At 67.4% G+C, this 21717-nt stretch carries 32 protein-coding genes; all 32 read left to right on the forward strand.

The features are described from left to right. The 32 genes from FFS51_RS11175 (at nt 1) to FFS51_RS11330 (ending at nt 21694) form a co-directional block, all read left to right on the forward strand. Nucleotides 1-1683, forward strand: coding sequence for a DUF5684 domain-containing protein (locus FFS51_RS11175; RefSeq protein ID WP_137878391.1), 1683 nt, complete (start codon nt 1-3; stop codon nt 1681-1683). Further along, complete coding sequence (locus FFS51_RS11180) at nt 1680-2252, forward strand: hypothetical protein (protein WP_137878392.1); 573 nt, start codon at nt 1680-1682, stop codon at nt 2250-2252. The genes FFS51_RS11175 and FFS51_RS11180 overlap by 4 nt, the downstream gene beginning before the upstream one ends. Before the next feature lie 290 nt (nt 2253-2542). After that, complete coding sequence (rpsL, locus tag FFS51_RS11185) at nt 2543-2911, forward strand: 30S ribosomal protein S12 (protein WP_045246814.1); 369 nt, start codon at nt 2543-2545, stop codon at nt 2909-2911. 5 nt (nt 2912-2916) lie between these two features. Continuing rightward, nucleotides 2917-3387, forward strand: coding sequence for a 30S ribosomal protein S7 (gene rpsG, locus FFS51_RS11190; RefSeq protein ID WP_045246813.1), 471 nt, complete (start codon nt 2917-2919; stop codon nt 3385-3387). A gap of 81 nt (nt 3388-3468) precedes the next feature. Further along, nucleotides 3469-5583, forward strand: a complete 2115-nt coding sequence (gene fusA, locus FFS51_RS11195) for an elongation factor G (protein ID WP_056207465.1) — start codon at nt 3469-3471, stop codon at nt 5581-5583. Between the two features lie 168 nt (nt 5584-5751). Then, on the forward strand, nt 5752-6945 hold the full coding sequence (gene tuf, locus FFS51_RS11200) for an elongation factor Tu (protein WP_045246811.1): 1194 nt from the start codon (nt 5752-5754) through the stop codon (nt 6943-6945). A gap of 449 nt (nt 6946-7394) precedes the next feature. Then, nucleotides 7395-7703 (forward strand): 30S ribosomal protein S10, encoded by a 309-nt coding sequence (gene rpsJ, locus FFS51_RS11205; protein ID WP_045246810.1) that lies wholly within the window; start codon nt 7395-7397, stop codon nt 7701-7703. Between the two features lie 8 nt (nt 7704-7711). Beyond that, the gene (gene rplC, locus FFS51_RS11210) at nt 7712-8371 is read left to right on the forward strand and encodes a 50S ribosomal protein L3 (protein WP_045246809.1); all 660 of its coding nucleotides are present in this window, start codon (nt 7712-7714) and stop codon (nt 8369-8371) included. A 4-nt stretch (nt 8372-8375) separates the two neighbouring features. Next, a complete protein-coding gene (rplD, locus tag FFS51_RS11215) occupies nt 8376-9035 on the forward strand; it encodes a 50S ribosomal protein L4 (protein WP_056207460.1) in 660 nt (219 codons plus the stop codon). Further along, the gene (rplW, locus tag FFS51_RS11220) at nt 9032-9331 is read left to right on the forward strand and encodes a 50S ribosomal protein L23 (RefSeq protein WP_045246807.1); all 300 of its coding nucleotides are present in this window, start codon (nt 9032-9034) and stop codon (nt 9329-9331) included. Before rplD ends, rplW begins: the two co-directional genes overlap by 4 nt. 23 nt (nt 9332-9354) lie before the next feature. Next, complete coding sequence (gene rplB, locus FFS51_RS11225; protein WP_045246806.1) at nt 9355-10194, forward strand: 50S ribosomal protein L2; 840 nt, start codon at nt 9355-9357, stop codon at nt 10192-10194. An 11-nt stretch (nt 10195-10205) separates the two neighbouring features. Next, nucleotides 10206-10487: a 30S ribosomal protein S19 gene (gene rpsS / locus FFS51_RS11230; protein WP_045246805.1), complete on the forward strand. Its 282-nt coding sequence runs from the start codon at nt 10206-10208 to the stop codon at nt 10485-10487. A gap of 40 nt (nt 10488-10527) precedes the next feature. Then, nucleotides 10528-10920, forward strand: a complete 393-nt coding sequence (rplV, locus tag FFS51_RS11235) for a 50S ribosomal protein L22 (protein ID WP_045246804.1) — start codon at nt 10528-10530, stop codon at nt 10918-10920. Further along, the gene (gene rpsC / locus FFS51_RS11240) at nt 10920-11681 is read left to right on the forward strand and encodes a 30S ribosomal protein S3 (RefSeq protein WP_045246803.1); all 762 of its coding nucleotides are present in this window, start codon (nt 10920-10922) and stop codon (nt 11679-11681) included. The genes rplV and rpsC overlap by 1 nt, the downstream gene beginning before the upstream one ends. After that, nucleotides 11681-12100 (forward strand): 50S ribosomal protein L16, encoded by a 420-nt coding sequence (gene rplP / locus FFS51_RS11245; RefSeq protein WP_045246802.1) that lies wholly within the window; start codon nt 11681-11683, stop codon nt 12098-12100. The genes rpsC and rplP overlap by 1 nt, the downstream gene beginning before the upstream one ends. Continuing rightward, nucleotides 12100-12414 (forward strand): 50S ribosomal protein L29, encoded by a 315-nt coding sequence (rpmC, locus tag FFS51_RS11250; RefSeq protein WP_045246801.1) that lies wholly within the window; start codon nt 12100-12102, stop codon nt 12412-12414. Before rplP ends, rpmC begins: the two co-directional genes overlap by 1 nt. Next, nucleotides 12414-12740 (forward strand): 30S ribosomal protein S17, encoded by a 327-nt coding sequence (gene rpsQ / locus FFS51_RS11255; protein ID WP_045246800.1) that lies wholly within the window; start codon nt 12414-12416, stop codon nt 12738-12740. Before rpmC ends, rpsQ begins: the two co-directional genes overlap by 1 nt. Nucleotides 12741-12775: 35 nt before the next feature. Further along, nucleotides 12776-13144, forward strand: coding sequence for a 50S ribosomal protein L14 (gene rplN / locus FFS51_RS11260; protein ID WP_045246799.1), 369 nt, complete (start codon nt 12776-12778; stop codon nt 13142-13144). 2 nt (nt 13145-13146) lie between these two features. Then, nucleotides 13147-13506: a 50S ribosomal protein L24 gene (gene rplX / locus FFS51_RS11265; RefSeq protein WP_045246798.1), complete on the forward strand. Its 360-nt coding sequence runs from the start codon at nt 13147-13149 to the stop codon at nt 13504-13506. Continuing rightward, nucleotides 13506-14096 carry a 50S ribosomal protein L5 gene (gene rplE / locus FFS51_RS11270; RefSeq protein WP_045246797.1) on the forward strand — a complete coding sequence of 197 codons (591 nt, stop codon included), beginning with the start codon at nt 13506-13508 and terminating at the stop codon, nt 14094-14096. Before rplX ends, rplE begins: the two co-directional genes overlap by 1 nt. 70 nt (nt 14097-14166) lie before the next feature. Then, nucleotides 14167-14565 (forward strand): 30S ribosomal protein S8, encoded by a 399-nt coding sequence (gene rpsH, locus FFS51_RS11275; protein WP_045246796.1) that lies wholly within the window; start codon nt 14167-14169, stop codon nt 14563-14565. A 6-nt stretch (nt 14566-14571) separates the two neighbouring features. Then, complete coding sequence (rplF, locus tag FFS51_RS11280) at nt 14572-15108, forward strand: 50S ribosomal protein L6 (RefSeq protein ID WP_045246795.1); 537 nt, start codon at nt 14572-14574, stop codon at nt 15106-15108. Between the two features lie 2 nt (nt 15109-15110). Continuing rightward, a complete protein-coding gene (rplR, locus tag FFS51_RS11285) occupies nt 15111-15470 on the forward strand; it encodes a 50S ribosomal protein L18 (RefSeq protein ID WP_045246794.1) in 360 nt (119 codons plus the stop codon). A 20-nt stretch (nt 15471-15490) separates the two neighbouring features. Then, nucleotides 15491-16144, forward strand: coding sequence for a 30S ribosomal protein S5 (gene rpsE / locus FFS51_RS11290; RefSeq protein ID WP_052672000.1), 654 nt, complete (start codon nt 15491-15493; stop codon nt 16142-16144). Continuing rightward, nucleotides 16144-16329, forward strand: a complete 186-nt coding sequence (gene rpmD / locus FFS51_RS11295) for a 50S ribosomal protein L30 (protein WP_045246792.1) — start codon at nt 16144-16146, stop codon at nt 16327-16329. The genes rpsE and rpmD overlap by 1 nt, the downstream gene beginning before the upstream one ends. Further along, nucleotides 16329-16964, forward strand: coding sequence for a 50S ribosomal protein L15 (gene rplO, locus FFS51_RS11300; protein WP_048809280.1), 636 nt, complete (start codon nt 16329-16331; stop codon nt 16962-16964). Before rpmD ends, rplO begins: the two co-directional genes overlap by 1 nt. A 143-nt stretch (nt 16965-17107) precedes the next feature. Further along, nucleotides 17108-18430: a preprotein translocase subunit SecY gene (gene secY, locus FFS51_RS11305; RefSeq protein ID WP_045246791.1), complete on the forward strand. Its 1323-nt coding sequence runs from the start codon at nt 17108-17110 to the stop codon at nt 18428-18430. Next, on the forward strand, nt 18427-19017 hold the full coding sequence (locus tag FFS51_RS11310) for an adenylate kinase (protein ID WP_045246790.1): 591 nt from the start codon (nt 18427-18429) through the stop codon (nt 19015-19017). The genes secY and FFS51_RS11310 overlap by 4 nt, the downstream gene beginning before the upstream one ends. A 47-nt stretch (nt 19018-19064) precedes the next feature. Next, nucleotides 19065-19850, forward strand: coding sequence for a type I methionyl aminopeptidase (map, locus tag FFS51_RS11315; RefSeq protein WP_249352713.1), 786 nt, complete (start codon nt 19065-19067; stop codon nt 19848-19850). A 63-nt stretch (nt 19851-19913) separates the two neighbouring features. Beyond that, complete coding sequence (locus tag FFS51_RS11320; protein WP_045246789.1) at nt 19914-20621, forward strand: DsbA family protein; 708 nt, start codon at nt 19914-19916, stop codon at nt 20619-20621. Nucleotides 20622-20919: 298 nt separating this feature from the next. Beyond that, nucleotides 20920-21300 (forward strand): pilus assembly FimT family protein, encoded by a 381-nt coding sequence (locus tag FFS51_RS11325; RefSeq protein WP_171006167.1) that lies wholly within the window; start codon nt 20920-20922, stop codon nt 21298-21300. 7 nt (nt 21301-21307) lie between these two features. Next, nucleotides 21308-21694, forward strand: coding sequence for a prepilin-type N-terminal cleavage/methylation domain-containing protein (locus FFS51_RS11330; RefSeq protein WP_045246788.1), 387 nt, complete (start codon nt 21308-21310; stop codon nt 21692-21694). Nucleotides 21695-21717 lie beyond the last annotated feature (23 nt).

Consider the following 21717-nt stretch of genomic DNA (forward strand, 5'->3'; position numbering starts at 1 on the left):
ATGTCGAACTCGTCCACTCTGGCCATCGTGCTGGTGCTGTACCTCGTGATCGTTGCGGCCCTGTACGTCTGGGTCGCGTTGTCGCTGTCCGCCGTGTTCCGCAAGGCGGGCGTCGAGAGCTGGCGCGCGTGGGTGCCGGTGTTCAACATCGCGAGCCTCCTGCAGCTCGGCGGGCTCTCGCCGTGGCTGGTGCTGCTGGGGCTCGTGCCGGTGTTCGGCTGGCTCTTCCTCTGGGTCGTCGTGGTCGTCGCGGCGCACCGTGTCAACCAGGGTTTCGGGCTCGGCAGCGGGTTGACCGTGCTCGCGGCGCTGCTCTTTCCGGTGTGGGCGACCGTCGTCGGATTCGGCTCCGCTCGATGGATAGCGGGTCCGGTCGCCGGTCCCGTCCGCTCATCGCTGCGGGCGCCTGCACGCGTGTCGTCGCCGATGGATGCCGCGGCGCCCCCGTCGTCCGCCGCGCCACTGCCGTCTCCGGCAGACCTCGCGGTCGCCGATGATGCCGCCCGTCCCGCATCGACCGGTGCGGCGCCGGCCGCGCCGCTTCCCCCCGCGGCCGCGACTGCCGCTTCCGCGCCGACGCCGGCCGCCGCTGCGGCGCCCCCTGCCGCGTGGACTCCGCCGACGACGCCGCCTGCGGCGCCCGCGTCCTCCGCCCCTGCGGTCGCCGAGACCCCGTGGCAGGCGCCCGCCGCGCCGTCCCCCGCGCCGGGCTCGTCGATCTTCGCGGACCTGTGGCCGGAGGAGGACAGCGAGCGGTTCGACCGACCCACCCCGGAGTCCCCGGCCCCCGCGTCAGCGGCACCGACACCGCCGGCTGAGGTGCCGGTGGATGCGAACGGTTTCCCTGCCCGCCCCGTCTTCGGGGACGGCCGTGACGAGATCGACGAGCTGAGCGCGGGCATCTCGTTCCGCTCGGTGCCCTCGGCTCCGGTGTCGTCGGTCCCGCCCGCCGATCGTGGCGACGCACTGGTCCCGCCGATGCGTTCCGACGAGCCCGTCGCCGACAACGAGACGGTCGATCTCTCCGATGCGGCCTCGGGTGCGCGCCGGGCCTCCGCCGCCGTCGACGATCCCGCGAGTCCCGTGCCGTGGCGCGCCCCCGAGGCGACCGGCGGCCTCTCCGACACGACGGATGCCCCGTCTCTCACCCGTTCGCCGGCGCGGGGGGCGTGGCAGCCCCCGATCGTCGACCCGGTGTTCCCCGAGATCACCGGCGAGGTCTCGGCGGTGGCCGGAGCGCCTGTCGCCGGGGTGCCGCGTTCGGCGGCCGGCGCGGTCTCGGCGCAGTGGCATGCCGAGGACGACCTCGAGGACGGGGCCGACGCGACGGTGATCGCCCGGCGGAGGAAGGTGCGCTGGTCGCTTGCCACCGCCCGGAACGCGAGCGTGGAACTGACCGCCGACGTCGTCATCGTGGGGCGCCGCCCCGCCGCCGATCCCGCGCATCCCGGTGCGCAGCTGGTGCCGCTAAGCGATGACACCCGGACGGTGTCCAAGACCCATGCGCTTCTGCGCCTGCAGGGCGACCGGTGGTACATCACCGATCTGCACTCGACGAACGGCGTGCTGTTCTCCACCGTCATGGGCACCGACGTCGAGATCGAGCCGGGGGTCGAGGCGGAGGCAGGTGACCGGTTCTTCCTCGGCGACGTCGAGGTGCGGCTGAACCGGGTCGAGGGGTGAGCGATCCGCTCGACGATCGCACCGAGGCGAGTGCTCGGCGGGTCGATCCGGCCGACGATCGCACCCAGGTGAGTGCTCGGCGGGCCGACCCTGTCGACGATCGCACCGAGCTCAGCGCTCGGCGGGCCGACCCTGCCGGCGACCGCACCGACGCGAGTGCTAGGCGGGCCGCGGCATCCGTCGCCGGAGTCCAGCCGCCGGTCGCGCACGCATCCGAGGAGGCGACCGCGGTCTCGGCCCGTCGGCTGCCCGACGACGTCACGGCACCTCGGGTCTCGCGGCGAGCCACCCCGCCCGTGCCCGGCGCTCCCGACGCGCTGTTCCCCGCACGTGAGGGTCGCGCGCCGGCCGCGGATTCGCCGATCTATCGCCCGCGTCCGCCCGCCGCGGTGTTCGCCGAGCGGGCCCCCGCGCCGGTGCGCCCCGCGCAGCATCGGGTGGATGGGGCATCCGTCATCGCGGCTCGTCGTCGTGCCGCACGCAGGCGCCTCGCCGTGCTGATCATCGCCGCCGCGGGCCTCGCGGTGCTCGGGGTGGCGGTGGCCGTGCTGCTGCTGGTGTTCCGGTGAATCCGCGCGTTTGACCGACCCCGAAAATCCCGCGTATCATTGATCGGGTGTGCGCCCAAGCGCGCCCTGTGCTGTGCCCCGGTGCAACGCAGGCGTTCATCGCCCACACATCTCAGGGAAGGGCCTGCGAACAGGTCACCCCCACGGCATATCCATCACAGAACGCGGTGCAGTCATTCTGCGCCGCCGATGGATCCACGTGAGCCCGGAGCGACACGGAACGCAAAGAACCGTGACGAGCCGGGGGAGACACGAACGCTGTCACCGTGCAGCACAAACAAGGAGAGAACGTGCCAACCATTCAGCAGTTGGTTCGCAAGGGCCGGTCGCCGAAGGTCTCCAAGACCAAGGCTCCCGCACTGAAGTCGAACCCGCAGCAGGCGGGCGTCTGCACCCGCGTGTACACGACGACCCCGAAGAAGCCGAACTCGGCGATGCGCAAGGTCGCCCGTGTGAAGCTCCGCAACGGCGTCGAGGTCACCGCCTACATCCCCGGTGAGGGCCACAACCTGCAGGAGCACTCGCTCGTGCTCGTGCGCGGCGGCCGTGTGAAGGACCTTCCCGGTGTCCGCTACAAGATCGTCCGCGGCGCGCTCGACACGCAGGCCGTGAAGAACCGCAAGCAGGCCCGTAGCCGCTACGGCGCGAAGAAGGGTTGAGTTAGATGCCTCGTAAGGGTCCCGCCCCTCGCCGCCCCGTCGTCAACGACCCGGTCTACGGCGCTCCGATCGTCACCCAGCTCGTCAACAAGATCCTTGTCGACGGCAAGAAGTCCCTCGCCGAGTCGATCGTCTACGGCGCCCTCGCCGGCGTCGAGTCGAAGAACGGCCAGGACGCGGTCACCACGCTCAAGAAGGCGCTCGACAACGTGCGCCCCACCCTCGAGGTCAAGAGCCGCCGCGTCGGCGGCTCGACCTACCAGGTTCCCGTCGAGGTCAAGGCGCACCGCGCCAACACCCTCGCGCTGCGCTGGCTCGTGAGCTACGCGAAGGGCCGTCGTGAGAAGACGATGACCGAGCGTCTGCAGAACGAGATCCTCGACGCGTCGAACGGTCTCGGTGCCGCGGTCAAGCGCCGTGAGGACACCCACAAGATGGCCGAGTCGAACCGCGCCTTCGCGCACTACCGCTGGTAACAGCCCCCTGCCGGCTCCGGAGCCTCGTGCCCCGGAGCCGGCACCCCCGCGACATCCCTCCCTCTACGTAAGGAAGAACCCGTGGCACAAGAAGTGCTCACCGACCTCACGAAGGTCCGCAACTTCGGCATCATGGCGCACATCGATGCCGGAAAGACGACGACGACCGAGCGCATCCTCTTCTACACGGGCATCACCCACAAGATCGGCGAAGTGCACGACGGTGCGGCGACGATGGACTGGATGGCCCAGGAGCAGGAGCGCGGCATCACGATCACGTCGGCCGCGACCACGTGCTTCTGGAACGGCATCCAGCTCAACATCATCGACACCCCCGGTCACGTGGACTTCACGGTCGAGGTCGAGCGCAACCTTCGCGTGCTCGACGGCGCCGTCGCCGTCTTCGACGGCAAGGAGGGCGTGGAGCCCCAGTCCGAGACCGTGTGGCGCCAGGCAGACAAGTACGACGTCCCCCGCATCTGCTTCGTCAACAAGATGGACAAGCTCGGCGCGGACTTCTACTTCACCGTCGAGACCATCGTGAAGCGCCTGGGCGCGAAGCCGCTCGTGCTGCAGCTTCCGATCGGTGCCGAGTCCGACTTCCTCGGTGTCATCGACCTCGTCGAGATGCGCGCCCTGGTGTGGCCCGGCGACGCCAAGGGTGACGTGACCATGGGCGCCAAGTACGAGGTGCAGGAGATCCCCGCCGACCTCGCCGACAAGGCCGCCGAGTACCGCGAGAAGCTGCTCGAGACCGTCGCCGAGAGCGACGAGGCCCTCCTCGAGAAGTACTTCGGCGGTGAGGAGCTCACGGTCGACGAGATCAAGGGCGCCATCCGCAAGCTCACGATCGCCAGCGAGCTCTACCCGGTGCTCTGCGGCTCGGCGTTCAAGAACCGCGGCGTGCAGCCGATGCTCGACGCGGTCGTGGACTACCTCCCGTCGCCGCTCGACATGCCGGCCGTCGAGGCTCACGACCCGAAGGACGAGGAGAAGGTGATCCTGCGTCACGCCGACGCCACGGAGCCCTTCGCCGCGCTTGCGTTCAAGATCATGACGCACCCCTTCTTCGGTCGACTCACCTACATCCGCGTCTACTCGGGCGGACTCGACTCCGGCGCCCAGGTCATCAACTCGACCAAGGGCAAGAAGGAGCGCATCGGGAAGATCTTCCAGATGCACGCCAACAAGGAGAACCCGGTCGACTCGGTCACCGCCGGTCACATCTACGCGGTCATCGGCCTCAAGGACACCACCACCGGTGACACCCTGAGCGACCCGAGCCAGCAGGTCGTGCTCGAGTCGATGACCTTCCCCGACCCGGTGCTCGAGGTGGCCATCGAGCCGAAGACCAAGGCCGACCAGGAGAAGCTGGGTCTCGCGATCCAGAAGCTCGCCGAAGAGGACCCGACGTTCCGCGTCGAGCAGAACTCGGAGACCGGCCAGACCGTCATCAAGGGCATGGGCGAGCTGCACCTCGACATCCTGGTCGACCGCATGAAGCGCGAGTTCAAGGTCGAGGCCAACGTCGGCAAGCCGCAGGTCGCCTACCGCGAGACCATCCGCAAGGAGGTCGAGCGTCACGACTACACCCACAAGAAGCAGACGGGTGGCTCGGGCCAGTTCGCGAAGATCCAGTTCAAGCTGGAGCCTCTCGAGGTCACGGCCGAGCAGACGTACGAGTTCGTCAACGCCGTCACCGGTGGACGCATCCCGCGCGAGTACATCCCGTCGGTCGACGCCGGTTTCCAGGACGCCATGAACGTCGGCGTGCTCGCCGGCTACCCGATGGTCGGTGTCAAGGCGACTCTCACCGACGGTGCGGCGCACGACGTCGACTCGTCGGAGATGGCGTTCAAGATCGCCGGCTCGATGGGCTTCAAGGAGGCCGCCCGCAAGGCCAACCCGGTTCTTCTCGAGCCGGTCATGGCCGTCGAGGTGCGTACCCCCGAGGAGTACATGGGTGACGTCATCGGCGACCTGAACTCCCGCCGCGGACAGATCCAGTCGATGGAGGATGCCTCGGGCGTCAAGGTCGTGCGTGCCCAGGTGCCGCTGTCCGAGATGTTCGGCTACATCGGCGACCTGCGCTCGAAGACCTCGGGTCGCGCCGTCTACTCGATGGTGTTCGACAGCTACGCCGAGGTCCCGCGCGCCGTCGCGGACGAGATCATCCAGAAGAACAAGGGCGAGTGATCGCCCGGATGTCGCGGGCGCTGCGGTGCCCGCGGCATCCCTTCCGGATCCCACAACTTCACATGAACTAACCAAAAACCTCTCTACTACACTGAGAACCATCCCCGTAGCGAACCGGTCGCAATCCAGCGACCGGGGCATCTACACGACCGTCCTGAGGAGGACCCAGTGGCTAAGGCCAAGTTCGAGCGGACCAAGCCGCACGTGAACATCGGAACGATCGGTCACGTCGACCACGGCAAGACCACGCTCACCGCCGCAATCTCGAAGGTGCTCGCCGACAAGTACCCGTCGGCCACCAACGTGCAGCGCGACTTCGCGTCGATCGACTCGGCTCCCGAGGAGCGTCAGCGCGGTATCACGATCAACATCTCGCACGTCGAGTACGAGACCCCGAAGCGTCACTACGCTCACGTCGACGCCCCCGGTCACGCCGACTACATCAAGAACATGATCACCGGTGCCGCCCAGATGGACGGCGCGATCCTCGTGGTCGCCGCCACCGACGGCCCGATGGCTCAGACCCGCGAGCACGTGCTGCTCGCCAAGCAGGTCGGCGTGCCCTACCTGCTGGTCGCGCTCAACAAGAGCGACATGGTCGACGACGAGGAGATCCTGGAGCTCGTCGAGCTCGAGGTTCGCGAGCTGCTGTCGTCGCAGGACTTCGACGGTGACAACGCTCCGGTCGTCCGCGTCTCGGGTCTGAAGGCTCTCGAGGGCGACGCCGAGTGGACCGAGAAGATCATCGAGCTCATGGACGCTGTCGACGAGTCGATCCCGGACCCGGTGCGCGACAAGGACAAGCCGTTCCTCATGCCGATCGAGGACGTGTTCACGATCACCGGTCGTGGCACCGTCGTCACCGGCCGTGCCGAGCGTGGCACGCTGGCGATCAACTCCGAGGTCGAGATCGTGGGTCTGCGCCCGACGCAGAAGACGATCGTCACGGGTATCGAGATGTTCCACAAGCAGCTCGACGAGGCCTGGGCCGGCGAGAACTGTGGTCTGCTCCTGCGCGGCACCAAGCGTGACGACGTCGAGCGCGGCCAGGTCGTCGTGAAGCCCGGTTCGGTCACCCCGCACACGAACTTCGAGGGCACCGCGTACATCCTGTCCAAGGACGAGGGTGGCCGCCACAACCCGTTCTTCACGAACTACCGCCCGCAGTTCTACTTCCGCACCACCGACGTGACCGGCGTCATCACGCTGCCCGAGGGCACCGAGATGGTCATGCCCGGTGACACCACCGACATGACGGTCGAGCTGATCCAGCCCATCGCCATGGAAGAGGGCCTCGGCTACGCGATCCGTGAGGGTGGCCGCACCGTCGGCGCCGGCACGGTGACGAAGATCATCAAGTAAGCACTGCGCTTCCTGCGACGGGGTCGGGCCTTCGGGTCCGGCCCCGTCGTCGTTGTAGCGGGCGGATGCCGCGGAACGACGCGGATGCCGCGACACGCCCGGGTTTGCGACACGCCCGGGCTGCACGTACACTAGTGAGGTTCCACATTCCGGGGCTGTTGTCGCGCGTGAGCGCGGTTCCTCCGGATCACTGCCAGGGCAGTGCATAGGCAGCGCGACAGCGCGGGTCTAGGCCGCGGGCAGCAGAACATCCCACCAAACTCCACGATCCGGAAACGGTCGGCGCACGCGTGCGTGCGGAGAGCGGTGGCCGGGTGGAGACATCCGGCATGACACCAGAACAGCGGTGCAGGATCCGCGAGAGCGGAAGAAGTGCCATGGCGCGCGAGCGCCACCGTGCGTCCGATGCGTTCACGACGTAAGACGCGAGAAAGAGAGTGAGCAGACAAATGGCGGGACAGAAGATCCGCATTCGCCTGAAGTCGTACGATCACGCGGGCCTCGACAGCTCCGCGCGCAAGATCGTCGACACCGTGACCCGTGCCGGCGCGACCGTGGTGGGCCCCGTGCCCCTGCCGACCGAGAAGAACGTCGTGGTCGTCATCCGGTCGCCCCACAAGTACAAGGACAGCCGCGAGCACTTCGAGATGCGCACCCACAAGCGCCTCATCGACATCATCGACCCGACGCCCAAGGCCGTCGACTCGCTGATGCGTCTCGACCTCCCGGCCGATGTCAACATCGAGATCAAGCTCTGAGGCCCACGATGACTGACATCAACTCCAAGGTTTCGAAGGGTCTGCTGGGAACCAAGCTCGGCATGACCCAGGTCTGGAACGAGAACGGCAAGCTCGTTCCCGTCACCGTCATCCAGGTGACGCCCAACGTCGTGACGCAGATCCGCACCGTCGAGAAGGACGGCTACAACGCCGTTCAGATCGCCGCGGGCCAGATCGACCCCCGCAAGGTCACCAAGCCCCTCGGGGGCCACTTCGAGGCAGCTGGCGTCACGCCGCGCCGCCACGTGACCGAGATCCGCACCGCCGACGCCTCCGACTACTCACTCGGTCAGGAACTGACGGCTGAGGGCGTGTTCGAGTCGGGCCAGCTGGTCGACGTCGTCGGCACCAGCAAGGGCAAGGGCACCGCCGGTGTCATGAAGCGCCACAACTTCAAGGGTGTCTCCGCGTCGCACGGTGCGCACCGCAACCACCGCAAGCCCGGTTCGATCGGCGCCTCGTCGACCCCGAGCCGCGTCTTCAAGGGCATGCGCATGGCCGGCCGTATGGGTGGCGAGCGCGTGACCGTCCTCAACCTCACGGTGCACGCCGTCGACGCCGAGAAGGGTCTGCTGCTCGTCAAGGGCGCCGTCCCCGGTGCCCGCGGCCGCCTCGTGTACGTCCGCAACGCAGTGAAGGGGGCCTGAGTCCATGTCTGACACGACTCTCGCGCTCGACGTCCACAGCGCCGCCGGCAAGAAGGCCGGCTCGGTGGAGCTTCCCGCCGCGCTCTTCGACGTCAAGACCAACGTCCCGCTCATCCACCAGGTCGTCGTGGCGCAGCTCGCCGCGGCTCGCCAGGGCACTCACTCGACCAAGCGTCGCGGTGAGGTCTCCGGTGCCGGCCGCAAGCCCTTCAAGCAGAAGGGCACGGGTAACGCCCGTCAGGGTTCGATCCGCGCGCCGCACATGACCGGTGGTGGCATCGTCCACGGCCCGAAGCCGCGCGACTACTCGCAGCGCACCCCCAAGAAGATGATCGCCGCCGCGCTCCTCGGTGCGCTGAGCGACCGCGCTCGCGGCGAGCGTCTTCACATCGTCGACTCGTTCGCGATCGACGGTGCACCTTCGACGAAGGCTGCGGCTGCGGTTCTCACCGCTCTCGCGCCGACGAAGAACGTGCTCGTCGTCGTCGAGCGCGATGACGAGCTCACGCTCAAGAGCGTGCGCAACATCTCGTACGTGCACGTGCTCTCGTTCGACCAGCTGAACGCCTACGACGTTCTGGTCTCCGACGACATCGTGTTCACCAAGGCCGCCTACGACGCGTTCGTCGCGGCGAAGACGGCCACTGAGGAGGTCTCCGCATGAGCACCGTCGGCAAGGACCCGCGCGACATCATCCTGAAGCCGGTCGTCTCCGAGAAGAGCTACGGGCTCATCGACGAGGGCAAGTACACGTTCCTCGTGGACCCGCGCTCGAACAAGACCGAGATCAAGCTCGCGATCGAGAAGATCTTCGGCGTCCAGGTGGCGTCGGTCAACACGATCAACCGCACGGGCAAGGCCCGTCGCACCCGCTTCGGCGTGGGCAAGCGCAAGGACACCAAGCGCGCCATCGTCACGCTCAAGTCGGGCACCATCGACATCTTCACGAGCGTCGGCTGACGTCGGGATAGAGGACTAGAGAAATGGCTATTCGCAAGTACAAGCCCACGACCCCCGGTCGTCGCGGCTCGTCGGTCGCCGACTTCGCCGAGATCACGCGTTCGACGCCGGAGAAGTCGCTGCTGCGCCCGCTCGCCAAGACCGGTGGCCGCAACAACCAGGGCCGCATCACCACCCGTCACATCGGTGGTGGCCACAAGCGTCAGTACCGCGTCATCGACTTCCGTCGCAACGACAAGGACGGCATCAACGCGAAGGTCGCTCACATCGAGTACGACCCCAACCGCACCGCGCGCATCGCGCTCCTGCACTACGTCGACGGCGAGAAGCGTTACATCCTCGCCCCGAACAAGCTGCAGCAGGGCGACGTGATCGAGTCCGGTCCCGCGGCCGACATCAAGCCCGGCAACAACCTGCCGCTGCGCAACATCCCCACCGGTACCGTCGTGCATGCCATCGAGCTGCGCCCGGGCGGCGGCGCGAAGCTCGCCCGCTCGGCCGGCGCCGGTGTGCGTCTCGTCGCGAAGGACGGCCCCTACGCCCAGCTGCGTCTCCCCTCGGGTGAGATCCGCAACGTCGACGCACGCTGCCGCGCCACGATCGGCGAGGTCGGCAACGCCGAGCAGTCGAACATCAACTGGGGCAAGGCGGGCCGCAAGCGCTGGCTCGGCGTGCGTCCCACCGTCCGTGGTGTCGCGATGAACCCGGTCGACCACCCGCACGGTGGTGGTGAGGGCAAGACGTCCGGTGGTCGTCACCCCGTCACGCCGTGGGGTCAGGCGGAGGGTCGTACCCGTCACGCCAACAAGGAAAGCGACAAGTACATCGTCCGCCGTCGCACCGCCGGCAAGAAGCGCAAGTAGGAGTCAAGAAGATGCCACGCAGTCTGAAGAAGGGCCCCTTCGTCGACGAGCACCTGCTTCGCAAGGTTGTCTCGCAGAACGAGGCGGGTTCGAAGAACGTCATCAAGACCTGGTCGCGTCGCTCGATGATCATCCCGGCCATGCTCGGGCACACGATCGCCGTGCACGACGGTCGCAAGCACATCCCTGTGTTCGTGACCGAGACCATGGTCGGCCACAAGCTGGGCGAGTTCGCGCCCACCCGCACCTTCCGCGGCCACGAGAAGGACGACAAGAAGGGTCGCCGCCGCTGACGCGGGGGCGCTCCTGGAGAGAGAAAGAGGAGGAGAGAACATGGTGGAATCCATCGCACGCGTGAAGCACATCCGCGTGACCCCTCAGAAGGCTCGTCGTGTCGTCGCGCTCATCAAGGGCAAGCAGGCCGGTGAGGCCCTCGCCATCCTGAAGTTCGCGCCGCAGAGTGCGTCCGAGCCGATCTACAAGCTCGTCGCCTCGGCTGTCGCGAACGCTCGCGTGAAGGCCGACCAGCTTAACGAGTACCTGGACGAGCAGGACCTGTACGTGAAGAACGCGTACGTCGACGAGGGCACGACGCTCAAGCGTTTCCAGGCCCGCGCGCAGGGCCGTGCCTTCCAGATCAAGAAGCGCACGAGCCACATCACGGTCGTGCTCTCGACCCCCGAGGTCGCCGAGACCTCGGCCGCTGCGAAGAAGGCGAGCAAGTAATGGGACAGAAGGTCAACCCGTACGGCTTCCGCCTCGGCATCACCACCGACCACGTGTCGCGGTGGTTCTCCGACTCGACGAAGCCGGGTCAGCGTTACGCCGACTACGTGGCCGAGGACATCAAGATCCGCAAGCTGCTCCTCACGAGCCTCGACCGTGCCGGTGTGAGCAACATCGAGATCGAGCGCACCCGTGACCGCGTGCGCGTCGACATCCACACCGCCCGCCCGGGCATCGTGATCGGTCGCCGCGGCGCCGAGGCCGAGCGCATCCGTGCCGACCTCGAGAAGCTCACCGGCAAGCAGATCCAGCTCAACATCCTCGAGGTCAAGAACCCCGAGGCCGACGCCCAGCTCGTCGCTCAGGGCATCGCCGAGCAGCTCTCGGCTCGTGTGGCGTTCCGTCGCGCGATGCGCAAGGGTCTGCAGGGCGCCCAGCGCGCCGGCGCCAAGGGCATCCGGATCCAGGTCTCGGGCCGCCTCGGCGGCGCGGAGATGAGCCGGTCGGAGTTCTACCGCGAGGGTCGGGTGCCGCTGCACACGCTGCGCGCGAACATCGACTACGGCTTCTACGAGGCCAAGACCACGTTCGGCCGCATCGGTGTGAAGGTCTGGATCTACAAGGGCGATCTCACCAACAAGGAACTCGCTCGCGAGCAGGCGAACGCGCCGAAGTCCCCCCGTGGTCGCGATGACCGCGGCGGCGACCGTCGTCGCGGTCCCCGCAACGAGGCCCCCGTGGCAGAAGGAGCGTCGGCATAATGCTCATCCCCCGCAAGGTCAAGTACCGCAAGCAGCACCACCCGGGGCGCGATGGCCAGGCGACCGGCGGCACGAAGGTGTCGTTCGGTGAGTTCGGCATCCAGGCTCTGACCCCCGCCTACGTGACCAACCGTCAGATCGAGTCCGCTCGTATCGCGATGACTCGTCACATCAAGCGTGGCGGCAAGGTGTGGATCAACATCTACCCCGACCGTCCGCTCACCAAGAAGCCGGCCGAAACCCGCATGGGTTCCGGTAAGGGTTCGCCGGAGTGGTGGGTCGCCAACGTCAAGCCGGGCCGTGTCCTCTTCGAGGTCGCCGGCGTCAACGAGCAGCTCGCTCGCGAGGCCCTCCAGCGGGCCATCCACAAGCTGCCTCTCAAGGCACGAATCATCAAGCGCGAGGAGGGCGACGCGTAATGGCTGTCGGCACCAAGCAGCTCGCCCCGAGCGAGCTCGACACGTTCGAGAACGAGCGCCTCGTTGAGGAGCTCCGCAAGGCCAAGGAGGAGCTGTTCAACCTGCGCTTCCAGTCGGCCACCGGCCAGCTCGAGAGCCACGGCCGCATCCGCGCCGTGAAGCGCGACATCGCCCGCATCTACACCGTGATCCGCGAGCGCGAGCTCGGTATCCGTGCCACCCCGGTGGCCGCGGCTCCGGCGAAGAAGGCCAGCAAGAGCAAGGCGAAGAAGACCGAGGATGCCCCGGCTCCCGCCGAAGGAGAGGCTGAGTGATGGCCACCACGAAGAAGACCGCTGAGGCGACCGAGGTCGTCGAGCACGGCGCCCACGATGTCCGCGAGGAGGGCGCGCGCGGTTACCGCAAGGCGCGCCGCGGCTACGTCGTCAGCGACAAGATGGACAAGACGATCGTCGTCGAGGTCGAGGACCGCGTGAAGCACCCGCTCTACGGCAAGGTCATCCGCCGCACCTCGAAGGTCAAGGCGCACGACGAGGCGAACTCCGCCGGCATCGGCGACCTGGTCCTCATCAACGAGACCCGTCCGCTCAGCGCCACCAAGCGCTGGCGCCTGGTCGAGATCCTCGAGAAGGCCAAGTAAGCCCTCGCGGCTGCTTGGAACCCAAGGAGTAAGAAGTGATTCAGAACGAGTCCCGCCTCAAGGTCGCCGACAACACCGGCGCCAAGGAGCTGCTGACGATTCGTGTGCTGGGCGGCTCCAACCGGCGTTACGCGGGCCTGGGCGACGTGATCGTCGCCACGGTCAAGGACGCGATCCCCGGTGGAAACGTCAAGAAGGGCGACGTGGTCAAGGCCGTCGTCGTCCGCACCGTCAAGCAGACCCGTCGTCCCGACGGTTCGTACATCAAGTTCGACGAGAACGCCGCCGTGATCCTGAAGAACGACGGGGAGCCCCGCGGCACCCGCATCTTCGGCCCGGTCGGTCGTGAGCTTCGCGACAAGAAGTTCATGAAGATCGTCTCGCTCGCCCCGGAGGTCATCTGATCATGGCGAACATCAAGAAGGGTGACCTGGTTCAGGTCATCTCGGGCGCCAAGCCCGAGCGCGGCGGAGACCGCGGCAAGCAGGGCAAGGTCCTCGAGGTCCTCGTCGAGCAGAACCGCGTCATCGTCGAAGGCGTGAACTACGTCACCAAGCACACCCGCGTCGGCCAGACCGACCGCGGCACCAAGACGGGTGGCATCGAGACCGTCGAAGCCCCCATCCACATCTCCAACGTCGCGCTGGTCGACCCCTCGACCAAGAAGCCGACCCGCGTGGGCCACCGCGTGGAGGAGAAGGTCAAGGACGGCGTGAAGCGCACCGTGCGCGTCCGCTACGCGAAGAAGTCAGGTAAGGACCTCTGATGAGCACCGCTACTGCCGCGGCGGCTGGCAAGATCCAGCCCCGCCTGAAGCAGATCTACAAGAACGAGATCCAGAAGAAGCTGCAGGAAGAGTTCCAGTACGCGAACGTCATGCAGATTCCCGGCCTCGTGAAGGTCGTCGTCAACACCGGTGTCGGTGAGGCGGCTCGTGACAGCAAGGTGATCGATGGTGCGGTCGACGACCTCACCAAGATCACCGGCCAGAAGCCGATCGTCACCAAGGCCCGCAAGTCCATCGCGCAGTTCAAGCTGCGCGAGGGCCAGGCCATCGGTGCCCACGTCACCCTGCGCGGCGACCGCGCGTGGGAGTTCATCGACCGCCTGGTGAACCTCGCCCTGCCCCGCATCCGCGACTTCCGCGGCCTCTCGGACAAGCAGTTCGACGGTCACGGCAACTACACGTTCGGTCTGCAGGAGCAGTCGGTCTTCCACGAGATCAACCAGGACCGCATCGACCGCGTGCGTGGTTTCGACATCACGATCGTCACCACCGCGTCCACCGACGACGAGGGCCGTGCGCTCCTGCGTCACCTCGGCTTCCCGTTCCGCGGAGCGGACGCCCAGGCGTAACACCCATCCACCACAGGTCGAGTGCCGTGTACGGCTCCTCGAAACCTGGTGAACAAAGGAAACAACACTCATGACGATGACAGACCCGGTCGCAGACCTGCTGACCCGTCTGCGCAACGCGAACTCGGCTCACCACGACGCCGTCTCGCTGCCGAGCTCGAAGCTCAAGACGCACATCGCCGAGATCCTCAAGCAGGAGGGCTACATCTCGGATTGGGGCGTCGCTGAGGCTCGCGTGGGCCAGACCCTCACCCTCACGCTGAAGTACGGCCCGAACCGCGAGCGGTCGATCGCCGGCATCAAGCGCGTGTCGAAGCCCGGCCTGCGCGTGTACGCCAAGTCGACCGAGCTTCCCAAGGTGCTCGGCGGACTCGGCGTCGCCATCCTGTCCACCTCCTCGGGCCTCCTCACGGACCGCCAGGCTGAGCAGAAGGGCGTGGGTGGGGAAGTCCTCGCCTACGTGTGGTGACCTGACATGTCTCGTATCGGACGTCTTCCCATCGACATCCCCGCCGGCGTCACTGTGACCGTCGAGGGCCAGGATGTCGCGGTCAAGGGCCCCAAGGGCGAGCTCACGCTCGCCGTGGCCCGCCCCATCGAGGTCAAGGTCGAGGAGAACCAGGTTCTCGTCACCCGCCCCGATGACGAGCGCGAGTCGCGGTCGCTCCACGGCCTGACCCGCACGCTCATCAGCAACAACATCGTCGGCGTGACCCAGGGCTACTCCAAGGGCCTCGAGGTCGTCGGCACCGGTTACCGCGTGGCCCAGAAGGGCTCCTCGGTCGAGTTCGCCCTCGGCTTCTCGCACCCGGTCCTCGTCGACCCGCCGGCCGGCATCACGTTCACCGTCGAGGGCAACAACAAGCTCACAGTCAGTGGCATCGACAAGCAGGCCGTCGGCGAGGTGGCCGCCAACATCCGCAAGATCCGCAAGCCCGAGCCCTACAAGGGCAAGGGTGTGCGCTACGCCGGCGAGGTCGTTCGGCGCAAGGCCGGAAAGGCTGGTAAGTAACCATGGCTACGACTTCCAAGTCCGCCTCGCGCTCGCGCCGTCACGCGCGTCTGCGCAAGAAGGTCGTGGGCACCGAGGCGCGTCCGCGCCTGGTCGTCACCCGGTCTGCGCGCCACGTGTTCGTGCAGCTCGTCGACGACAGCAAGGGCCACACCGTGGCATCCGCCTCGACGCTCGAGGTCGACCTGCGCTCGTTCGAGGGTGACAAGACCGCCAAGGCGCGCAAGGTCGGCGAGCTCGTCGCCGAGCGCGCCAAGGCCGCCGGTGTCGCCGACGCCGTGTTCGACCGCGGTGGCAACCGCTACGCGGGTCGCGTCGCGGCGATCGCCGACGGCGCCCGTGAAGGGGGGCTGAACCTGTGAGTGACAACAAGGAGACCGAAGTGACTGACGCCACCGCGCAGGCCGCCCCCGAGCAGGCCGACGCCGCGCGCGAGCGCGAGCCCCGCCGCGGCGGTCGCGAGCGCAACCCCAACCGCGACCGCAACTCGCGCGACCGTTCGGAGAGCCAGTTCCTCGAGCGCGTCGTGACGATCAACCGCGTGTCGAAGGTCGTCAAGGGCGGACGCCGCTTCAGCTTCACCGCGCTCGTCGTCGTCGGTGACGGCAACGGCGTCGTGGGTGTGGGCTACGGCAAGGCCCGCGAGGTCCCGCTCGCCATCTCGAAGGGTGTCGAAGAGGCCAAGCGCAACTTCTTCCGCGTGCCCCGCGTCGGCTCGACCATCCCGCACCCGGTGCAGGGTGAGGCGGCCGCCGGTGTGGTGCTGCTGCGTCCCGCCGCCGCCGGTACCGGTGTTATCGCCGGTGGTCCGGTGCGTGCGGTGCTCGAGTGCGCCGGCATCCACGACGTGCTGTCGAAGTCGCTCGGCTCGTCGAACACGATCAACATCGTGCACGCGACCGTCGAGGCGCTGAAGCAGCTCGAGGAGCCGCGTCACGTCGCCGCCCGTCGTGGTCTCGACTTCGACCAGGTCGCCCCCGCGCGTCTGGTGCGTGCCGAGGCCGAGGCTGCGGCCGCACAGAAGGTAGGTGCCTGATGTCCGCACGTCTGAAGGTCACCCAGATCAAGTCCAAGGTGAGCGAGAAGCAGAACCAGCGTGACACGCTGCGCAGCCTCGGTCTCAAGCGCATCGGCGACTCCGTTGTTCGCCCCGATGACGCTCAGACCCGCGGCTACGTGCGTGCCGTCGCTCACCTCGTGAAGGTTGAGGAGCTCGACTGATGGCTGAGAACGCCAACGAGAAGGCCGAGGAGAAGGCGCCCAAGGCGCCGGCTCGCAAGCCCGCCGCGAAGGCTGCGGACAAGCCCGCCGCCGAGAAGGCCGCCGCCAAGCCGGCTGCCGAGAAGGCCCCCGCCAAGAAGCCGGCCGCCAAGGCCGCGCCGAAGGCCGCCGAGAAGAAGGATGTCGCGACCTCGCGTCCCGGCGTCCTGAAGGTGCACCACCTGCGTCCGGTCCCCGGCGCCAACACCGCGAAGACCCGTGTCGGTCGCGGTGAGGGCTCGAAGGGTAAGACCGCGGGCCGTGGTACCAAGGGCACGAAGGCCCGCTACCAGGTCCGTCAGGGCTTCGAGGGCGGCCAGATGCCTCTGCACATGCGTACGCCGAAGCTGCGCGGGTTCAAGAACCCGTTCCGCGTCGAGTACCAGGTCGTGAACCTCTCCAAGCTCGCCGAGCTCTACCCGTCGGGTGGTGATGTCACCATCAGCGACCTCGTCGCCAAGGGTGCCGTGCGCAAGAACGAGAAGGTGAAGGTCCTGGGCGATGGTGACCTCGAGGTGGCGCTGAACGTCACCGTCGACAAGGTCTCCGGCTCGGCCGAGCAGAAGATCGTCGCCGCGGGCGGCAGCGTCAAGTAAGTCGCAGACAGGGGTCGGAGCATGCTCCGGCCCCTGTTCGCATTCCCTCGCAACCTCCGCCGTCTGCTCTGCGGCGGCTGTGGGATAACCTGGGACTCTGTGCGCGCGGCGCGCGCCGGCATCCCGTTCTGGAGGACATCCACGTGTTCAGCGCTATCGCGCGCGTTCTGCGCACGCCCGACCTGCGTCGCAAGATCGCGTTCACCCTGGGGATCATCGTCGTCTACCGCCTGGGTGCGCACATCCCCTCGCCGTTCGTCGACTTCTCGAACGTGCAGTCGTGTCTCGCGGATGCCTCGGGCACCCAGGGTCTGCTCTCGCTCGTCAACCTGTTCTCGGGTGGCGCGCTGCTGCAGCTGTCGATCTTCGCGCTGGGTGTCATGCCGTACATCACGGCCACGATCATCGTGCAGCTGCTGCGCGTGGTCATCCCGCACTTCGAGACCCTCTACAAGGAGGGCCAGTCGGGCCAGGCGCGTCTGACGCAGTACACGCGCTACCTGACGATCGCGCTCGCGCTGCTGCAGTCCACGACGCTCGTGACCGTCGCCCGCTCGGGCCAGCTGTTCGGAACGACCGGCGTCGCGGCGTGCAACCAGCTGCTCACGAACGACGCCTGGTGGGCGCAGGCGCTCATGATCCTCACGATGACCGCCGGCACCGGTCTCATCATGTGGTTCGCCGAGCTCGTCACCGAGAAGGGCATCGGCAACGGCATGTCCCTGCTGATCTTCACCTCGATCGCGGCGACCTTCCCCGCGGCGATGTGGTCGATCTGGCAGACCCGCGGCTTCGAGGTGTTCCTGCTGGTGCTGCTCGTGGGCATCATCATCATCGGGTTGGTGGTGTTCGTCGAACAGTCGCAGCGTCGCATCCCGGTGCAGTACGCCAAGCGCATGGTCGGTCGCCGCACGTACGGCGGCACGAACACCTACATCCCGATCAAGGTCAACATGGCCGGCGTCGTGCCGGTGATCTTCGCCTCGTCGCTGCTGTACATCCCCGCGCTCATCGCCCAGTTCAACCAGGGCGCGGCGGGCACGACGCCGCCCGACTGGGTGCTGTGGATCCAGAACTATCTGACGAAGGGCGACCACCCGCTCTACTGGGCGCTCTACTTCCTGCTCATCGTCGGGTTCACGTACTTCTACGTCGCGATCACCTTCAACCCCGAGGACGTCGCCGACAACATGAAGCAGTACGGCGGCTTCATCCCCGGCATCCGTGCCGGGCGTCCGACGGCCGAGTACCTCGACTACGTGCTCACGCGCATCACCCTGCCCGGCTCGATCTATCTGGGTCTCGTCGCGCTCATCCCCCTCATAGCCCTGGCGACGGTCAGCGCGAATCAGAACTTCCCGTTCGGCGGCACCTCGATCCTGATCATGGTCGGCGTGGGGCTGGAGACGGTGAAGCAGATCGACGCCCAGCTGCAGCAGCGTCACTACGAAGGGCTCCTGCGATGACCGCACGCCTCCTGATCGTCGGCCCGCAGGGGTCGGGCAAGGGCACGCAGGGCGTGCGCATCGCGGAGGCGTTCGGCGTGCCGGCGATCTCCACGGGCGACACGTTCCGCGCCGCCATCCGCGACCAGACGCCGCTCGGTGTCGAGGTCAAGGCGATCATCGAGGCGGGGAACCTGGTTCCCGATGAGGTCACGAGCGCCGTCGTGCGCGAGCGTCTCGCGCAGGACGACGCCGCGCCCGGGTTCCTCCTCGACGGCTACCCGCGCAATCTCGGTCAGGTGAACGACCTTGACGCGTTCCTCGAGTCGCGCGACGAGCAGCTCGACGCCGTCATCGAGCTGAGCGTGCCCCGCCAGGAGAGCATCGACCGGCTCATCACGCGCGCCGCGGAGCAGGGTCGCACCGACGACACCGCCGAGGTGATCGCGCACCGGCTGTCGATCTACGAGAACGAGACCGCGCCAATTCTCGGTGTCTACGGCGAGCGGGGCCTCGTGGTCTCGATCGACGGTGTGGGAACGCTCGACGAGATCACCGAGCGCATCGTGACCGCGCTGGTGGCTCGCGGGCTCACTCCCCAGGGCTGAGCGTGCTGCGCCGTTCGATCTACAAGACCCCGGCCCAGCTGAGGTCGATGGTCGAGCCCGGCCTGATCACGGCGGCGGCGCTGCAGGCGGCGCGGGAGCTCGTACGCCCCGGCGTCACGACGGCAGAGCTGGATGCCGCGGCATCCGCTGTCATCACGGGCCGTGGCGCGCGATCGAACTTCCAGCTGGTGCGCGGCTACCGTCATACGACCTGCATCTCGGTGAACGACCAGGTCGTGCACGGCATCCCGGGGGAGCGCGTGCTCGAGCCGGGCGACATCGTCTCGATCGACGCGGGCGCGGAGTTCCGGGGCTGGAACGGCGACTCGGCGATCACGATCGTCGTGCCCGATGAGGCGCGCCCCGACCTCGTGGCATCGCGCACCGAGCTGTCACGGGTGACCGAGGGCTCGATGTGGGCGGGCATCGCGGCACTCGCGTCCGCGCAGACGCTCCGCGATGTGAGCGGCGCGATCGAAGATCACATCGTCGGGGCAGGTCACGGCTACGGCATCCTGCGCGAGTACGTCGGCCACGGGATCGGACGCAAGATGCACGAGTCGCCGAGCCTGTTCAACTACCGCACGCCCGATGCCGGCCCGGCTGTCGAACCGGGTCTCGTGCTCGCCATCGAGCCGATGGTGGTCGCCGGGGGAGAGGCCACCTACGTCGAGGACGACGACTGGACGGTGACCACGATCGACGGATCAGACGGCTCACACTGGGAACACAGCGTGGCCGTCCATGATTATGGTCTGTGGGTGCTCACCGCACCCGACGGCGGCGCCGCCGGGCTTGCCCCTTTCGGAGTCACCCCGGTCCCGATTCCCTGACGGACGCGTCGCCGCACCAGAGAAGTCCTCTGCGACCACAAGAGAACGGATACGACTGACGTGATGGCCGCTATTGCTCGAAAAACGAACTGGTTCGCGATCTGGGTGACGGTGGCTGTCGTCGTCGTGATCGGCGCCGTGGCCGGTGCTGTGGTGTGGATGAACGCCGACAAGAGCAGCCCCGGAACCCTGCCCACCGCCGCCCACATCAACACCGACACGGGCGCGATCTCCGTCGGCACCGGCTCGAAGACCCTCGACACGTGGATCGACCTGCAGTGCCCGATCTGCCAGTCCTTCGAGTCGACGTACGGCTCGGAGATCCAGTCGCTCGTGACCGCGAACACGATCACCCTCAACATCCACCCGATCTCGATCCTCGACCGGGTGACGGCCAGCGCCGCCGCATCCAACCAGCAGTACTCGACCCGCGCCGCCAGCGCGATGTACTGCGTCGCGATCAACGACTACGACAAGCTCTACACGTTCATGCAGACGATGTACCAGAACCAGCCGTCCGAGTCGTCGGGCGCGGGCCTGAGCAACGATGAGATCGCCGCCTACGCACAGCAGGCGGGGGCGACGAACTCCGCCTCGTGCATCGCCGGCAACACCTACACGCAGTACGTGGGCTACATCACGAAGAAGACGCCGACGCAGCCTGGGTCGACCGGCATCGGCACCCCGACGATCGCCATCAACGGCTCGGTCATCTCGAACAACTCGATCCCGTCGAGCCCGAGCGACTTCGCCGCGCTGATCACCAAGTGACGTCCGGGGCGGATGCCCCGACCCACCCCCATGGAGCCCCGCTCGCCTGTCGGCGAGCGGGGCTCCGTCGTTCCCGGTGTCCCCTCGGATGAGACCGAGTGTCATACGCAAACGCACGAATTTAGCGGCACCTTTAGGCTTCCGCAAGGCCTTGGGAAAAGTCCGTTCCCGCGCAGAACATGTGTGTGGGGGATCCGCATCCGCGGATCGATCTCCTATCCGCCAATGACGGTTGATGAGGGGAGTTTGGGCATCAACCGTGCGCGGAACATGCGTCAAACGAATTGGGGAGCAAGAAATGCACGCAACACTGAACCACTACGTCGCCGCGGCGAAGTGGCGGCGCTCCGGAGAGCAGGGCGAAGACGAGGGGTTCTCCCTCATCGAGCTGATCGTGGTCGTCGCGATCCTCGGCATCCTGGTCGCGATCGCGATCCCGGTGTTCCTGGGCATCCAGGCCACGGCGACGCAGAACGCCCAGAACACCGTCGCGGCGAACGGCGCGACGCAGGCGGCTACAGCGCTCGCCCAGGGTACGGCGATCGGCACCACCTTCTTCGACAACCTGAAGAACGGCGGCACGTACACGATCACGTCCACGGGGACCACGCTCGACACCTTCTGCGTCACCGTCACCGGCCCGGCGGCCTCCGCGAGCAAGTCCGGCCCCGGCTGCTGAGGTCGCCATGACCCGCAGCCAGGACGACGGCGGCTTCAGCCTCGTCGAGGTGGTCGTCGCCGTCGTCCTGCTCGGGCTCGTCGCGATCGCGATCCTGCCGGCCCTCGTCATGGGCTTGCAGGCGACCGCCACCCAGTCGTCGGTGGCGACCTCCACCCGTGAGGTCAGCCAGATGATCGACTCCGCCCGTCAGCAGACCACCTGTGCGGGCCTCGCCCAGGCGCTTCAGGCGCAGACGTTCTCGGACGGTCGAGGACGCTCGCTGACCGTCACGGGAACGATCGACAACCTGACAGGAGCAACGTGTCCGACTCTCGCGCACGTCTCGGTCACCGCGACCAGCGGTACGTCGACGCTCACGAGCTCCACGGCGCTCGTCTACGTCACCGGCTGATGCGCGACGGGGCGGCACGTGGC

Source organism: Microbacterium sp. 4NA327F11, from assembly GCF_005503465.1.
GTDB lineage: Bacteria > Actinomycetota > Actinomycetes > Actinomycetales > Microbacteriaceae > Microbacterium > Microbacterium ginsengisoli.

What these genes read in the sequence shown, in the direction of transcription:
- rplB (WP_045246806.1), top strand. Translation starts at nt 9,355, where the DNA reads ATGGCTATTCGCAAGTACAAGCCCACGACCCCCGGTCGTCGCGGCTCG.
- rplC (WP_045246809.1), top strand. Translation starts at nt 7,712, where the DNA reads ATGACTGACATCAACTCCAAGGTTTCGAAGGGTCTGCTGGGAACCAAG.
- FFS51_RS11320 (WP_045246789.1), top strand. Translation starts at nt 19,914, where the DNA reads ATGGCCGCTATTGCTCGAAAAACGAACTGGTTCGCGATCTGGGTGACG.
- rpsQ (WP_045246800.1), top strand. Translation starts at nt 12,414, where the DNA reads ATGGCCACCACGAAGAAGACCGCTGAGGCGACCGAGGTCGTCGAGCAC.
- rpsH (WP_045246796.1), top strand. Translation starts at nt 14,167, where the DNA reads ATGACGATGACAGACCCGGTCGCAGACCTGCTGACCCGTCTGCGCAAC.
- rplF (WP_045246795.1), top strand. Translation starts at nt 14,572, where the DNA reads ATGTCTCGTATCGGACGTCTTCCCATCGACATCCCCGCCGGCGTCACT.
- FFS51_RS11330 (WP_045246788.1), top strand. Translation starts at nt 21,308, where the DNA reads ATGACCCGCAGCCAGGACGACGGCGGCTTCAGCCTCGTCGAGGTGGTC.
- rplD (WP_056207460.1), top strand. Translation starts at nt 8,376, where the DNA reads ATGTCTGACACGACTCTCGCGCTCGACGTCCACAGCGCCGCCGGCAAG.
- rpsG (WP_045246813.1), top strand. Translation starts at nt 2,917, where the DNA reads ATGCCTCGTAAGGGTCCCGCCCCTCGCCGCCCCGTCGTCAACGACCCG.
- rplW (WP_045246807.1), top strand. Translation starts at nt 9,032, where the DNA reads ATGAGCACCGTCGGCAAGGACCCGCGCGACATCATCCTGAAGCCGGTC.
- rpsS (WP_045246805.1), top strand. Translation starts at nt 10,206, where the DNA reads ATGCCACGCAGTCTGAAGAAGGGCCCCTTCGTCGACGAGCACCTGCTT.
- FFS51_RS11175 (WP_137878391.1), top strand. Translation starts at nt 1, where the DNA reads ATGTCGAACTCGTCCACTCTGGCCATCGTGCTGGTGCTGTACCTCGTG.
- rplO (WP_048809280.1), top strand. Translation starts at nt 16,329, where the DNA reads ATGGCTGAGAACGCCAACGAGAAGGCCGAGGAGAAGGCGCCCAAGGCG.
- rplP (WP_045246802.1), top strand. Translation starts at nt 11,681, where the DNA reads ATGCTCATCCCCCGCAAGGTCAAGTACCGCAAGCAGCACCACCCGGGG.
- map (WP_249352713.1), top strand. Translation starts at nt 19,065, where the DNA reads ATGGTCGAGCCCGGCCTGATCACGGCGGCGGCGCTGCAGGCGGCGCGG.
- rplV (WP_045246804.1), top strand. Translation starts at nt 10,528, where the DNA reads ATGGTGGAATCCATCGCACGCGTGAAGCACATCCGCGTGACCCCTCAG.
- rpsC (WP_045246803.1), top strand. Translation starts at nt 10,920, where the DNA reads ATGGGACAGAAGGTCAACCCGTACGGCTTCCGCCTCGGCATCACCACC.
- FFS51_RS11310 (WP_045246790.1), top strand. Translation starts at nt 18,427, where the DNA reads ATGACCGCACGCCTCCTGATCGTCGGCCCGCAGGGGTCGGGCAAGGGC.
- rplE (WP_045246797.1), top strand. Translation starts at nt 13,506, where the DNA reads ATGAGCACCGCTACTGCCGCGGCGGCTGGCAAGATCCAGCCCCGCCTG.
- rplR (WP_045246794.1), top strand. Translation starts at nt 15,111, where the DNA reads ATGGCTACGACTTCCAAGTCCGCCTCGCGCTCGCGCCGTCACGCGCGT.
- rplX (WP_045246798.1), top strand. Translation starts at nt 13,147, where the DNA reads ATGGCGAACATCAAGAAGGGTGACCTGGTTCAGGTCATCTCGGGCGCC.
- rpmC (WP_045246801.1), top strand. Translation starts at nt 12,100, where the DNA reads ATGGCTGTCGGCACCAAGCAGCTCGCCCCGAGCGAGCTCGACACGTTC.
- FFS51_RS11325 (WP_171006167.1), top strand. Translation starts at nt 20,920, where the DNA reads ATGCACGCAACACTGAACCACTACGTCGCCGCGGCGAAGTGGCGGCGC.
- rpsJ (WP_045246810.1), top strand. Translation starts at nt 7,395, where the DNA reads ATGGCGGGACAGAAGATCCGCATTCGCCTGAAGTCGTACGATCACGCG.
- rpmD (WP_045246792.1), top strand. Translation starts at nt 16,144, where the DNA reads ATGTCCGCACGTCTGAAGGTCACCCAGATCAAGTCCAAGGTGAGCGAG.